The following is a 13914-nucleotide window of genomic DNA, read 5'->3' on the forward strand; positions in this document are numbered from 1 at the left end:
TCCCGGACGCGGTGCGGCGCGAAGTGCCGCTCCGCAACAGCTCTCGTAGGGTGGGCAAAGCGAAGTGTGCCCACCATCTTGATGTGATCCGGCAAGATTGGTGGGCACGGCGCAAGAGCGCCTTTGCCCACCCTACGAGACCGGCATCCGGGGCACGAGACCGCCCTTAACTCTTCGGCGCCTGCTTCTCCGACGCCGTCGCCGGCTTGCCCTTGGCGCCAACGACGCGGACCGGATCGCCATCAGAGAGGCCGTCCGGCGGGGCGGTGATGACGCGGTCATCCGCTGCGATTCCTGAGGCCAACTCGATCTCGCGGCCGAGGTCGCGCGCGATCGTCACCGACTTGAACAACACCTTGTCGTCGGGCCCGACCGTCGCGACGCGCAGACCGCTGCCGTTGAAGATCAGGGCACTGGCGGGAACGCTGAGCGGCGCGGAGTCGCGCTGAAGGCCGAGCTTCACGCTGGCATAGCCGCCGGGCATCAGCTCACCGCTCGAATTGTCCAGACCGAGCTGCATCCGCGTGGTGCCGGAGGCGACGTCGACGGCTTGCGAGGAGGCTTCCACTGTCGCCTGGAAGGTCCGGTTCGGATACTCCGGCAGCGCGATGGTGGCCTTGGCACCGATCTTGATCGCCGGCACGTAGTTCTGGGGAACGTTGACGTAGACGCGCAGCTTGGTGATGTCGGAGACTACGAACATCGCCGGACCCGAGCCGCCGCCGGCATTGATCAGTGCGCCGACGTCGGTATCGCGCGCGGTGACGACGCCATCGAACGGCGCGGCGATCTTCTTGTAGCCGGCCAGCGCTTCCAGCCGCTCGACATTGGCCTGGCCTGAGTGCACGGCCGCGTTCTTGTTGGAGAGATCGGCGGTACGCTCGTCGATCTCCTGCGCCGAGACGAAGTTGGAGGCGACCAGCGTCTTGCGGCGGTTGAGCGTTGCTTCCGAGAGCCTGGCGCTGGCCTGCTGGCTGGCCAGATCGGCGCGGGCCTGCAAGAGCTGCTGGTCGAGGTCGGGCGCCTCGATCTCGGCGATCACCTGCCCGGACTTGACGCGCGCGCCGATGTCGACGCTCCAGCTCTTCAGGTAACCGGAGACGCGCGCGAAGATCGGCGCACGGTAATAGGCTTCAAGCCGGCCCGGCAGGTCGATGGTGGAGTTGAGAGCCTTGGCATTGGGCAGGGTCACCGCAACGCTGGGAACGGCCTGATCGTCGGTCCATTCCTTCAGCTTGGAGCCCTGCTCCTCGCGGGCGCGGATGCCGGTTCCCACGACGAGGCCAGCCGCAATCAGCGCCACCACGCCGAAGATGCCCAGTTTCCGGTGCGACACCGGGGAGCGGGGTTCAGTGGGCGACATGCGGGGTCTCCAATGGGGCGGCGGCTTTGGCGCCTTGTTTCTTGTGTACCATACTGAACACCACGGGAACAAACATCAGCGTGGCGAAAGTTGCAAAGATCAGGCCGCCGATCACGGCGCGGCCAAGGGGCGCATTCTGCTCGCCACCCTCGCCCAGGCCCAGGGCCATCGGCGCCATGCCGATGATCATGGCGAGCGCGGTCATCAGCACCGGGCGGAACCGGACGAAGCCGGCTTCGAGCGCAGCGGCGATGGGGTCACCGAGTTCCTCGTAGCGCTCGCGGGCGAAGGAGATCACGAGCACGCTGTTGGCGGTGGCAACGCCCATGCACATGATCGCGCCGGTCAGCGCCGGCACCGACAGCGTGGTCTCGGTCATGAACAGCATCCAGACGATGCCGGCGAGCGCGGCCGGCAGCGCCGTGATGATCACGAACGGGTCGGACCAGGACTGGAAGTTCACGACGATCAGGAAGTAGATCAGCACGACGGCCCCGAGCAGGCCGAACAGCAGCCCGGTGAAGGCGCTGTTCATGGTCTGCACCTGGCCGAGCAGCACCACGGAGGAGCCCTTCGGCACGTCCTTGGCGGTGTCGGCAATCACCTGGCGGATATCGGCAGCGACTGCGCCGAGATCGCGGCCCGAGGTCGTGGCAAAGATCTGCACCATCGACTGGATGTCGTATTGCGACACCACCGCGCTCGAGGTCGAGCGCTTGATGTCGGCGATGCCGCCGAGAATCGGCGATTGCGAATTGCCGGCGGCCGTGATCGGCAGCGTCTGGAGCGCGCTGAGCGAGTCGATCTGGTATTGCGGCGTCTGCATCACGATCGAGTAGGACACGCCGTTATCGGGGTTGAGGTAGTAGGTCGGCGCCACCTGCGAGGAGCCGGCGAGATTGACCACGAGGCTGTTGGTGACGTCGCGCTCGGTCAGGCCGACATATTGCGCGCGGGTGCGGTCGACGTCGATGTTGAAGGTGGGGTTGTTCGGCGACTGCTGGATGCGTGCATCGGCCACACCGGGAATCTTGCGGACCTTGGCCAGCAGCTGGTTGGCGTAAGCAAAATTGGCACTGAGATTGGCGCCGCGAATCTGAAGATCAATCGGCGCCGGCGCGCCGAAGTTCAGGATCTGGCTGACGATGTCTGCGGGGAGGAACGCGAAGCTGACGCCGGGGAACAGGCGTGGCAGCTGCTCGCGCAGCACGCGCACGTGCTCCTCCGTCGGCTTGTGGCCCTCTTTCAGCTTGATCTGGATGTCGCCGTCCTGCGGGCCGATCACGCCCGTGTTGTTGTAGGTCATGTTGATGCCGGAGATCGGCATGCCGATGTTGTCGGTCATGGTCTCGATCTCGCCCGGAATCAGCTTGCGAACCGCCTTCTGCACGTCGGCGAGCTGGTTGGCGGTCTCCTCGACGCGGGTGCCGACCTGGGTACGGACATGCATCAGGATATTGCCGGCATCGACCGCGGGAAAGAAGTTGCGTCCCAGGAACGGCACCAGCGCGAAGGACGCGCCGACCACGCAGAGGAAGCCAATCACGAACACCGCGCGGTGCGCCAGCGCCAGTCCCAGCAGATTGTGGTAGCCGCCGCGAATGCGCTCGAACCGCTTCTCGAAGCCGCGCTGGAACCACACCAGCGGATTGCGCGATTTCGGCGGCGCGCCCTCGTGATGGACATGCGCCTGCAGCAAATAGTTCGCCATGGTCGGCACCAGCGTGCGCGACAGGATGAACGACCAGATCATCGCGAACATCACGGCCTCGGCCATCGGCACGAACAGGAAGCGCGCGACGCCGGTGAGGAAGAACATCGGCACGAACACGATGCAGATGCAGAGCAGCGAGACGAAGGCCGGCGTCACGATCTGGTTGGCGCCGTCGAGGATCGACTGCTCGACCGGCTTGCCCTGCTCCAGATGGTAGTTGATGTTCTCGATGGTCACGGTGGCGTCGTCGACGAGAATGCCGACCGCGAGCGCAAGGCCGCCGAGCGTCATGATGTTCAGCGTCTCGCCGATCGCCGACAGCATGATGATGGCCCCGAGCACCGACAGCGGGATCGAGACCGCGATGATGATGGTCGAACGCCAGCTGCCGAGGAACAGCAGGATCATGACGCTGGTGAGCAGCGCCGCGATCACGCCTTCGAAGGCGACGCCTTGAATCGCGCCGCGGACGAACACCGACTGGTCGCCGATGAAGCCGATCTTCAGGGCGTCGGGGAGCTGGTCCTTGACGTCGATCACCTTCTGCTTGATGCCGGCGATGATATCGAGCGTCGAGGTCGCGCCCGCCTTCAGCACCATCATCAGCACCGAACGGTTGCCGTCGACATGGACGATGTTGGTCTGCGGCGGATTGCCGTCACGCACGGTCGCGACGTCGCGCACATAGACCATCGCGCCGTTGACGGTCTTGATCGGCAGATTGCCGAGCTCGTCGATCCTCAGCGGCGAGTTGTTGAGCTGGATGTTGTATTCGAACTGGCCGATCTTCTGGGTGCCGACCGGCGTGATCAGGTTCTGCGCGGCGAGCGCGTTGGCGACGTCCTGGCCAGACAGGCCGCGGGCCTGGAGCGCTGTCGGATCGAGGTCGATCTGGACCTGGCGCTGCTTGCCGCCGAACGGATACGGGATCGCCGCGCCAGGTACGGTGACCAGCGGCGTGCGCAGGTTGTTGATGCCGATATCGGCGAGATTCTGCTCGGTCAGGCCATCGCCTGACAGCGCCACCTGAATGATCGGCACGGTCGAGGCGGAGTAATTCAGGATCAAGGGCGGCGTTGCGCCCGGCGGCATCTGCTTCAGCAGCGTCTGCGAGATCGCGGTGACCTGCGCGTTGGCGGTGCGGATGTCGACGTTCGGCTGGAAGAAGATCTTGATGATGCCAAAGCCGTTATAGGAGTTGGCAGTAATGTGCTCGATGTCGTTGACGGTCGTCGTCAACGCGCGCTGGAAAGGCGTGGTGATGCGGCCGGACATCTGGTCCGGCGGCAGGCCGGTGTACTGCCAGACCACGCCGATCACGGGGATGCGGATGTCCGGGAAGATGTCGGTCGGCGTCCGCAGGGCCGCGAGCGGCCCGATGATCAGGAGCAGAAGCGCGAGCACGACAAACGTGTAGGGTCGGCTCAGGGCAATACGGACCAGAGCAATCATTGGTCAGGCAATTCCAAAATCGGGGACAGGGAACACGCCCCACGGGTTCCTAGGGCTGATTTACCCGAACACTGCGGAAATGGCCAACGACGGCGCCGCCCCGTGCGGTCACTTCCCTGCTATCGCACAGCGAAATCGCATTCCAGATATGCAGCCCCTGCCCGGAAGATTACAGAAGCGGCTTACCCAGCGAAAAAGCGGCGCCCGCAGGCGCCGCTTCCAGAACTGCGATCATGTCCCGGCTTAGGCCGCGCGGACGTTGGTCAGGAACTTGCTGACCTCGGTCTTGAGGCGGCTCGAGTCGTTGGACAGCATCTGCGCTGCCGACAGCACCTGCGATGAGGCCGTGCCGGTCTCGGTCGCACCGCGCTGCACGTCGGTGATATTGGAGGAGACCTGCTGGGTGCCCTGCGCGGCCTGCTGCACGTTGCGGGCGATCTCCTGCGTCGCTGCGCCCTGCTCTTCCACCGCAGCGGCAATCGCCGAGGAGATTTCGGAGAGACGCTCGATGGTCGAGGAGATCTCCTTGATGGCGCCGACCGAGTCGTTGGTCGCCGCCTGGATGCCGGAGATCTGCTGGCCGATCTCGCCGGTCGCCTTGGCGGTCTGCTCGGCGAGCGCCTTTACCTCGGAGGCGACCACCGCGAAGCCGCGGCCGGCTTCACCGGCACGCGCCGCCTCGATGGTGGCGTTCAGCGCCAGCAGGTTGGTCTGGCCGGCGATGGTGTTGATCAGTTCGACGACGTCACCGATGCGGGAAGCCGCCTTGGACAGCTCGCTGACGCGCTCGGTGGTGGCACGGGCCTGGCCGACGGCGTCACCCGCCATCCGGGCCGATTCCTGCACCTGGCGGCTGATCTCGCCGACCGAGGAGGCCATCTCTTCAGTGGCCGAAGCAACCGACTGCACGTTGGTCGAGGCTTCCTCCGATGCACCGGCAACCGTGGTCGCCAGCCGCTGGGAGCGGTCGGCGGTCGAGGTCAGCGTCGAGGCGGAGGCTTCGAGCTGGGTCGAGGCCGACGACACGGTCTGGACGATCTCGCCGATCATCGTTTCGAAATCGCGGGTGATGCCGTCGACGCGGCGGCCGCGCTCGATCTTGGCCTCGGCATCGGCGGCGGCAGCCTCGTCGGCGGCTTTCTTGGCGATCAGCGCCTCCTTGAAGATCTGGAGCACATCGGCCATGGCGCCGATCTCGGTCTTCTCGCCGCGATGCGGGACTTCGGCGGAGAGGTCGCCCTTGCCGAGCGCCTGCATCGGCTGGATGATCGAGTTGATGCCGGCGGAGACGTCCTGGACCAGGTAGAAGCCGACGCCAAGGCCGGCAACCACGGCGGCACCGAGGATGATCGCGACCAGCATGAAGGCGTAGTAATAGGTCTCCGAGGCGTCTGCGGAGGCCTGATCGCCGCCCTTGGTGTTGAGTTCGATATCCTTGGCCAAGATGGCGTCGGCCTCGAGGCCGATCTTGTTGACCGTCTTGGTGTTCAGCTCATGTGCGTCGTGCGGAATCTTGTTGGCATCCCGGCGCGACAGCGCCATGACTTCCTGGGTGCCCTTCTTGTACTCTTCCCACTTTTTGGACCACTCGCTGTACAGAGCTCGCTCTTCGGGCGAGGTGATCATCCCCTCATAAGACTTGCGGAACTTAGTGTTCGCCTCGACCACCGTTGCCAGCGTTTTCTCGGCCGCAAGCTTTTCCTCCAGCGTCTCCGACAGCATGTGCTCGCGGATCACGTTGCGGTAGGTAATGACGCCAGCGCGCAGATCGCCGATCACGCGGACGCTAGGCATCCAGTTCGTGGTGATGTCGACGGTGTTGGCGTTGATCGTCCGCATCTTCATGACGGCGAGGAGGCCCATGCCGGCCATCGCGACCAGCAGGAACGCCACGGCACTGATGATCTTGGCGCGAATGGAGATGGTGGCAAACATAATCGGGTCTCTTTGCGTTGGCGCGGCGGCGCGTCCTGAAACGTGGTCAAACAAAAAGGAGCGGCGCCGACATCCAACAACAAAGCGACTGAGCAGTTGTTAACTACGACTCCGTACGAGTACGGAACCTTAAAGAAGTGAATGAGGGACTAAAAAGGCCCTGCGCTCAGCGCATGAGCCCAAGCGCGTCCGAGAAAAACTCCGGCCCGCCGAAATTTCCGGACTTCAGCGCGAGCAGCATATCGCCAGCTTCAGCGCCGACGGCGCGCAGCACCGGCACGCCCGCAGCGATTTCCGCGCCGACCAGGAAGCCGGGAATCCCGAGGCGATCGACAACGGCGCCGGAGGTCTCGCCACCAGCCACGACCAGCCGCCGAACGCCTGATTTCACGAGGTTTTCCGCAATGTCGGCCATCGCCTGCTCGATGGCATGACCGGCCGCATCGCGGCCGTGGCGCGCCTGCAAGGCGGCGACCTGATCCGGTGTCGCGCTCGACGCGATCAGGACCGGACCGTCGGCAAGTCGCGGCCTGGCCCAGGCGATCGCACGCTGCACTTCGTCCGCTCCCGTAAGAATACGGTTCTGATCGAGATGGAGCACCGCCATGGCACGTTCAGCATTGGCGATCTGCTGGAGCGTCGCCTGTGAGCAGCTTCCGGCGAGGCAGGCCGCCGGTCCGCCGACGGCAGCGTCCGACCCGCCGCTGCCAGCGGCCGACTTGACCTTGCCCGTCGAGACCAGCGCCCGCGCCAGCCCAAGGCCGATGCCGGAGGCGCCGACCGACAGCCGATGCTGGGCGGCGACGAGGCCGATGGTCTCGAGGTCGCGGTCGAACACGGCGTCGATGATCGCGGCGCCGACGCCCTTGCCCGCGAGCTCAGCCAACCGGGCCCGCACGGCGTCGGCGCCGCGAGCGACGGTGGCGAGGTCCACGAGGCCGACCTGCGTCTTGCTCTGGCGCGCCAGCACGCGCACCAGGCTGGAATCGCGCATCGGGTTGAGCGGATGGTCCTTGAGCGGACTCTCGTTCAGCGGCACGGCGCCGACGAACAGATTGCCCTGGTAGACGGTGCGGCCGGTCTCCGGGAAAGCAGGCGTCACCAGCACGACGCCCTCGCCTCCATCGGCGCGCAGCGCGTCCATCACCGGGCCGATATTGCCCGCATCGGTGGAATCGAAGGTCGAGCAGATCTTGAACAGCACGTGGCTGGCGCCACGGCCACGCAGCCATGTCTCCGCCGCGCGCGAGCGCGACACGGCAAGGCCGGCCTCGATCGAGCGGCTCTTCAGCGACACCACGACGGCGTCGACCTCGGGCAGCGCCAGGTCGTCAGCGGGCACGCCGATGGTCTGCACGGTGCGCAGGCCCGCGCGCGTCAGCGTGTTGGCGAGATCGGAGGCGCCGGTATAGTCGTCGGCAATGCAACCCAGCGCGAGCGTCACGGCTTCACTCCGGCATAAGGCTTGAACCAGGCGAGGCCATCGGTGGTCTTGCCGCGCGGATTGTATTCGCAGCCGACGAAGCCGGCATAGCCGAGCCGGTCGAGCTCGGCAAACAGGAACGGATAGTTCAGCTCCTCGCCGTCGGGCTCGTTGCGCGACGGGATGCTGGCGATCTGGATGTGACCAATGATCGGCATCATCTCACGCAAGCGCATGGTGACGTCGCCGTGAATGATCCCGCAGTGATAGATGTCGAACTGGAGCTTCAGGTTCGGAAGCCTCAACTCCTGGATCAGGTCGCGCGCGAAGCCGAAATCGTTGAGGAAGTAGCCGGGCACGTTGCGCGCATTGATCGGCTCGAGCACGATGTCGATGCCGTGCGGAGCGAAGAACTCCGCAGCCCACGCCACCGATTTGTAGAACGCCTCGATCGCGACGCGCTCGCCGCGGTTAGCAATGCCAGCCATCAAATGGAGCCGCTTCACGCCAGTCGCCTTGGCGTAAGGCAACGCGGTGTCCAGGCTCGCCTTGAGATCCGAGAACCGCGCCGGGAGCGCCGCAAAACCTTTCTCGCCGGCGTTCCAGTCGCCCGGCGGCAGGTTGAACAGCGCCTGCGTCAGGCCGTTGCGCTTGAGGCGCTCGCCGACCGCCTCGGCCGGATGCTCATAGGGAAAGAGAAACTCGACCGCGGTGAAGCCCGCTTGCGCGGCGGCATCGAAGCGGTCGAGGAACGGCACCTCGGTGAACATCATCGAGAGGTTGGCGGCAAAACGGGGCATCGGACTCCTCTTGGCTCTACTTGTCGCCGGGCAGCTTCACGCCGGTGACCTGCGCATACATGCGCGCCACCGATGCGTCGTCGTCACGGCCCATGCCGGCGGCTGATGTCATCAGGAACATCTGGAGCGCGGCGGCGGAGACAGGCACCGGGAATCGGGCGCTGCGCGCCATGTCCTGGATGATGCCGAGGTCCTTGACGAAGATCTCGACCGCGCTCCGGGGCGTGTAGTCGCCGTCGAGCACATGCGGCATGCGGTTCTCGAACATCCAGGAATTGCCGGCGGAGGCCGTGATCACCTCATAGACCTTGCGGATGTCGAGGCCCTGCTTGGCGGCAAAGGCCATCGCTTCGCTGGCGGCGGCGATATGCACACCGGCGAGCAACTGGTTGATCATCTTGAAGGCGGCGCCCTGCCCTGCGGCATCGCCGAGCTCGTAGAGCTTTGCCGCCATGGCATCGAGCGCCGGCCGTGCCTTTGCAAAGGCAGCGGGACTGCCGGATGCAAGGATCGTCAGCTCGCCCTGGGCTGCGCGCTGCGCGCCGCCCGAGATCGGCGCATCCAGATAGTGACGGCCGGTCCCCTCAAGCTGCTTCGCGAGGCGGCGGGCCACATCCGGGTCCATGGTGGCGGAGGACAGGAAGACACTGTCCTTCGGCAGGGTCTCGGCGACACCGTCCTTGCCGAACAGGATCGTCTCGGTCTGGGCCGCATTGACGACGACGCTGACGACGATATCCGCGCCCTTGGCCGCTTCGGCCGGGGTCTTTGCGCCTGCGCCACCGTCCTTCACGAAACGCGCCACCGCATCAGCCGAAACATCGCAGCCGGTCACGGCATGGCCGGCGCGCTTCAGCGAGGTCGCCATGCCGAACCCCATCGAGCCGAGCCCGATGACGGCGATACGCTGATTCTGTGACCTGGAGGCTGACATGCAACTAACCCTTGCGAACGTTTCCCGGACGGCCGCCCTTTGTGGCGGCTCGGCAACCGAATAACACGGCTTGGCCGCGCTGCCAAAGCGTGAGACAAGCGGGCATGACGGCCATGAGCAATGAGACCCGGCTGCGCGAGGATGTCTGCCGCTTCGGACGCTCTTTGTTCGAACGCGGGCTGACGCCGGGCTCCTCCGGCAATATCAGCGTCAGGCTGGATAGCGGCGGCTGGCTGGTGACGCCGACCAACGCCTCGCTCGGCTTCCTCGATCCCGCAAAACTGTCGCGGCTGGACGATCAGGGCCGGCTGGTTTCGGGCGATGCCCCGACCAAGGAAGTTCCGCTGCACACCGCGCTCTACGACACACGCGGGAGTGCACGGGCGATCGTGCATCTGCACTCCACACACTCGGTCGCGCTATCGATGCTGCCCGAGATCGACCCGCGCGCCGCGCTGCCGCCGATGACGGCCTATTATCTGATGAAATGCGGCGCCACCGCGCTTGTGCCCTATTACCGCCCCGGCGATCCCGCAGTCGCGGATGCGATCAAGGGACTGGCGGGGAAGTATTCATCCGTGCTGCTTGCCAATCATGGCCCGGTGGTCGCCGGCGACACGCTGGAGGCCGCGGTGTTCGCGACGGAGGAGCTGGAGGAGACGGCGAAGCTGTACCTGCTGCTGCGGGGGCTGAACCCGCGATATTTGTCACCGGAGCAGGTGACGGATCTGGTGAAGGTGTTCGGGGTCACGCTGCCGGAGCATGGGCACGAGGATTAGGTGGCGCGCGGTCATGGGCGGGCTAGCGTCGCCTCACCCACCGCTGTCATTCCCCGTGAAGGCGGGGAATCCAGTACGCCGCGGCTTCTCCGTATCTCTCTGACGTCTCGGAGTACTGGAGCCCGCCTTCGCGGGCGATGACACCGAGTGCGTGGGACGTACATGCCCGACACCTTGTGGCTACAGCCCCAGATACGCCTTGCGCACGTCGGGATTGCCCCTGATTTCGGCTGCCGGGCCCTGCATCAGCACGCGGCCGGTTTGCAGGATGTAGGCGCGGTCGGCAATTTCTAGGCACTCGGCCATGCGCTGCTCGACGATCAGCACGGTCATGCCGGCGTCGCGGATGCGCAGTACCGCCTGGAAGATTTCGTCGACCAGCTTCGGCATGATGCCTTGCGAGGGCTCGTCCAGCATCAACAGCCGCGGGCGCGTCATGAGCGCGCGGCCGATCGCGAGCATCTGCTGCTCACCGCCGGATAGCGTCTCGGCGCGCTGCTCCAAACGTTCCTGGAGACGCGGGAACAGCTTGAAGACGAGATCGAGCGGCTCTTCGCGATTCGCCTCACCGCGGTAGAGATAACTGCCGAGGCGCAGATTGTCGCGCACCGACAGACGCGGAAACAGGCGGCGGTTCTCCGGCACATAGGCGATGCCGGTGGCGGTGACGTGATGCTGCGCCATGCCGTCGAGCCGCTTGCCGTCGAACGTCACCGTGCCCGAGCGCGGGCGCTCGGCGCCGGCGATGGATTTGAGCAGCGTCGACTTGCCCGCGCCATTGGCGCCGGCGACGCAGACGATCTCGCCCTTCTGGACCTCGATCGAGACCGCGGAGATCGCGACCAGACCCTGATAGGCGGTCGTGACTTCATGCACCGACAGCATGACGATCTCCCAGATATGCGCTGATCACCTTGGGATCGCGAACGACGTCGGAAGGCTTACCCTCGACCAGCACCTTGCCGAGGTCGAGCACGATGGCGCGGTCGACCAGCGGCATCACGATCTCCATGACATGCTCGACCATCAAAACGGTGATGCCGGCATCGCGCACCTTGCGCACCAGCGCGACGCCGGTCTGCGCCTCGGTCGGCGTCAGGCCGGTGAGGACTTCGTCCAGCAGCAGCAGCTTCGGTTCGGTCGCCAGCGCACGGGCGACTTCGAGGCGGCGTTTCTCGGCCGGCACGAGGTCGCTCGCGAGCACGTCGGCGCGCGCGGCAAGGCCGGTGAATTCGAGCACCTTATGCGCCTTACGGCGCGCCTCGCGCATCACGGTGTTGCGGACGAGAGCACCGACGATGACGTTGTCGATGACGGTCATGGTCTCGAAACTCTTGCCCACCTGGAAGGTGCGCCCGACGCCACGCTGGCAGCGCTCTGCCGCCGGCATGTTGGTGACATCCTCGCCGTCGAACCAGATCGACCCTTGAGTCGGCGGCAGAACGCCGGCGATGAGATTGAACAGCGTCGACTTGCCGGCGCCGTTCGGCCCGATCAGACCGACGATCTCGCCGCGGCCGACCGAGATCGAGACATCGCTGTTGGCGATGAGGCCGCCGAACCGCTGCCAGACGCCGCGGGTTTCAAGGAGCGCAGTCATCGCGTGGCTCCTTTTGCCTTCGAACGGGAGAACAGGCTCACCAGACCGCGCGGCAGGGCCAGCGAGATCGCGACGATCAGGGCGCCATAGACGATGAGGTCAACGCCACGGCCTGAGCCGCCGATATAAGAGCGCGTCAGCTCCGTCATCGGGATCAGGATGGCAGCCCCAAGCACAGGCCCCCAGAGGGTGCCGATGCCGCCGAGCACGGCCGGCAACGCCATCAGCAGCGAAAACTGGAAGCCCATCACGCTCTCAGGATCGATATAGGCCAGAAACTGCGCATAGAACGCACCGCCGATGGCGACGAGGAAGGCGGAGACCGCGGCCGCGCCCATCTTGGAGTTGAACACGACGACGCCGAGGCTCTCGGCCGCTTCCGGATTGTCCTTCACCGCGCGCCACCAAAAGCCCCATTTGGAGTCTTCCAGCCACCAGGTGACGAACCAGGCGAGGCTGCACAGCACCAGCGCAAAATAGAAGTACGGCAGCTTGCTACGCATGAACTGGAATTTCAGCCAGCTGTCGCCGCGCACGGGAACGGTGATTCCCATCGCAGCCCCCGCCCATTCCCAGTTCTGGAACAAGAGCAGTCCGATTTCGGCGATGACGATGGTCGCGATCACGAAGTAATGGCCGCGCAGGCGGAAGAAGGGATAGCCGAGCCCCATTGCGATGATCGCCGCTATCACGCCGCCGGCGAGCATGCCGAACCAGGGCAGCACGCCGAACTTGGTGAACAGCAACTCGGTGGTGTAGGCGCCGATGCCGAAATAGAGTGCGTGCCCCAACGAGATCTGCCCGCAATAGCCGGACAGGATGTTCCAGCTCTGCGACAGCGCCGCATACATCAGGGTCAGGATCAGGATGTTCTGGACGTAAACGTCCTTGATCAACAGCGGAGCCAGCGCTGCGAGCCCGGCCAGCACTGCGGCAATGATGAGGTCGCGGCGGCGCCGCGCTGCAAAAGCCTTGTCCATCACATCGACCCGAACAGGCCGCGCGGCCGGATGAAGACGACGAGGAGATAGACGGCATAGATGCCGACGGACTTCAGCGATGGCGGCAACACCAGCGCGGTCACCGCTTCGACCAGGCCGACAATGATGCCGCCGGCGAAGGCGCCGAACACGCTGCCGAAGCCGCCGAGCGCCACGGTCACGTAGGCGATCAGCGCGAACGACGCGCCGACATCGGGATAGATGTAGAAGAACACCGCCATGATCGCGCCGGCGAGACCGACCAGCGCGGCGCCAAGGCCCCAGCCGAACGCGAACACGCGGTTCTTGTCGATGCCGACGAGCGCGACGGCGCCGGGATCCTCGCGGGTGGCTTCCAGCGCGCGGCCGAAGTCGGTGCGGTGGACGAAGAGGTAGAGCCCGGCGAAGGCCGCGATCGAGACCAGCGCGCCGACCAGTTGCGGCTCCGGCAGGAAGATGCCGGCGACCGAGATGGTTTTACCGCCGAGCCAGGACTGTGGAATGCTGCGATAGTCCGGCGTGAAGAAGTACTGCGCGAGGCCGCGCATCACGATCGCAAGGCCGAAAGTCGTGAAGATCTGCACCATGCCGGCATTGGCCTTGGCCCGCATGGCGAAGCGTACAAGGAGCAGATAGACCACCGCTCCGAACACGAACATCGCCGCGGCGACCAATGGGGCCGACAGCAGGGGATCGATCGCGAAGAACGCGAACAGAAAGAAGGACAGGTACATCGCGATCATCAGGAATTCGCCATGGGCGAAGTTCGTGACGTCCATCAGGCCGAAAATCAGCGCGAGGCCGACCGCGATCAGTCCGTAGAGCAGGCCCATCAGAAGGCCGCTCGCGAGACTCTGGATAATAGCTTGAGCTGTCAAAAGTCGTCCCCCGTTCGAAACGTCATCGTTTGTTCCGTCATTGCGAGCGAAGCGAA

The 13914-nt window shown here is 65.2% G+C and carries 11 protein-coding genes; 1 reads left to right on the forward strand and 10 read right to left on the reverse strand.

The window, feature by feature from the left end; genetic code table 11:
* Positions 1-166: 166 nt before the first annotated feature.
* The 6 genes from JQ627_RS04765 to ltnD form a co-directional block, all read right to left on the reverse strand.
* Positions 167-1363: an efflux RND transporter periplasmic adaptor subunit gene (locus JQ627_RS04765; RefSeq protein ID WP_212482971.1), complete on the reverse strand. Its 1197-nt coding sequence runs from the start codon at positions 1361-1363 to the stop codon at positions 167-169.
* Positions 1350-4529 carry an efflux RND transporter permease subunit gene (locus JQ627_RS04770; RefSeq protein WP_212482972.1) on the reverse strand — a complete coding sequence of 1060 codons (3180 nt, stop codon included), beginning with the start codon at positions 4527-4529 and terminating at the stop codon, positions 1350-1352. Before JQ627_RS04770 ends, JQ627_RS04765 begins: the two co-directional genes overlap by 14 nt.
* Positions 4530-4772: 243 nt before the next feature.
* Complete coding sequence (locus tag JQ627_RS04775) at positions 4773-6464, reverse strand: methyl-accepting chemotaxis protein (RefSeq protein ID WP_212482973.1); 1692 nt, start codon at positions 6462-6464, stop codon at positions 4773-4775.
* 166 nt (positions 6465-6630) lie between these two features.
* Positions 6631-7908 carry a 3-oxo-tetronate kinase gene (gene otnK / locus JQ627_RS04780; RefSeq protein WP_212482974.1) on the reverse strand — a complete coding sequence of 426 codons (1278 nt, stop codon included), beginning with the start codon at positions 7906-7908 and terminating at the stop codon, positions 6631-6633.
* Entirely contained in the window at positions 7905-8687 is a 783-nt protein-coding gene (otnI, locus tag JQ627_RS04785; RefSeq protein WP_212482975.1) for a 2-oxo-tetronate isomerase, read from the reverse strand. The genes otnK and otnI overlap by 4 nt, the downstream gene beginning before the upstream one ends.
* 16 nt (positions 8688-8703) lie before the next feature.
* Positions 8704-9621 carry an L-threonate dehydrogenase gene (gene ltnD / locus JQ627_RS04790; RefSeq protein ID WP_212482976.1) on the reverse strand — a complete coding sequence of 306 codons (918 nt, stop codon included), beginning with the start codon at positions 9619-9621 and terminating at the stop codon, positions 8704-8706.
* Between the two features lie 104 nt (positions 9622-9725).
* Here ltnD and JQ627_RS04795 point away from each other — a divergent pair, with 104 nt between their 5' ends.
* Positions 9726-10400, forward strand: coding sequence for an aldolase (locus tag JQ627_RS04795; RefSeq protein WP_212482977.1), 675 nt, complete (start codon positions 9726-9728; stop codon positions 10398-10400).
* Between the two features lie 180 nt (positions 10401-10580).
* Here JQ627_RS04795 and JQ627_RS04800 read toward each other — a convergent pair whose 3' ends face one another.
* Genes JQ627_RS04800 through JQ627_RS04815 form a run of 4 tightly spaced genes read right to left on the reverse strand, consistent with a single transcriptional unit; the run spans position 10581 to position 13858 of the window.
* The gene (locus JQ627_RS04800) at positions 10581-11285 is read right to left on the reverse strand and encodes an ABC transporter ATP-binding protein (RefSeq protein ID WP_212482978.1); all 705 of its coding nucleotides are present in this window, start codon (positions 11283-11285) and stop codon (positions 10581-10583) included.
* Positions 11269-12000 carry an ABC transporter ATP-binding protein gene (locus tag JQ627_RS04805; RefSeq protein ID WP_212482979.1) on the reverse strand — a complete coding sequence of 244 codons (732 nt, stop codon included), beginning with the start codon at positions 11998-12000 and terminating at the stop codon, positions 11269-11271. Before JQ627_RS04805 ends, JQ627_RS04800 begins: the two co-directional genes overlap by 17 nt.
* Positions 11997-12980, reverse strand: a complete 984-nt coding sequence (locus tag JQ627_RS04810) for a branched-chain amino acid ABC transporter permease (RefSeq protein WP_014496897.1) — start codon at positions 12978-12980, stop codon at positions 11997-11999. The genes JQ627_RS04805 and JQ627_RS04810 overlap by 4 nt, the downstream gene beginning before the upstream one ends.
* Entirely contained in the window at positions 12980-13858 is an 879-nt protein-coding gene (locus tag JQ627_RS04815) for a branched-chain amino acid ABC transporter permease (protein WP_212482980.1), read from the reverse strand. The genes JQ627_RS04810 and JQ627_RS04815 overlap by 1 nt, the downstream gene beginning before the upstream one ends.
* Positions 13859-13914: the final 56 nt, after the last annotated feature.

The organism is Bradyrhizobium liaoningense, from assembly GCF_018130785.1.
Taxonomy (GTDB): domain Bacteria; phylum Pseudomonadota; class Alphaproteobacteria; order Rhizobiales; family Xanthobacteraceae; genus Bradyrhizobium; species Bradyrhizobium liaoningense_A.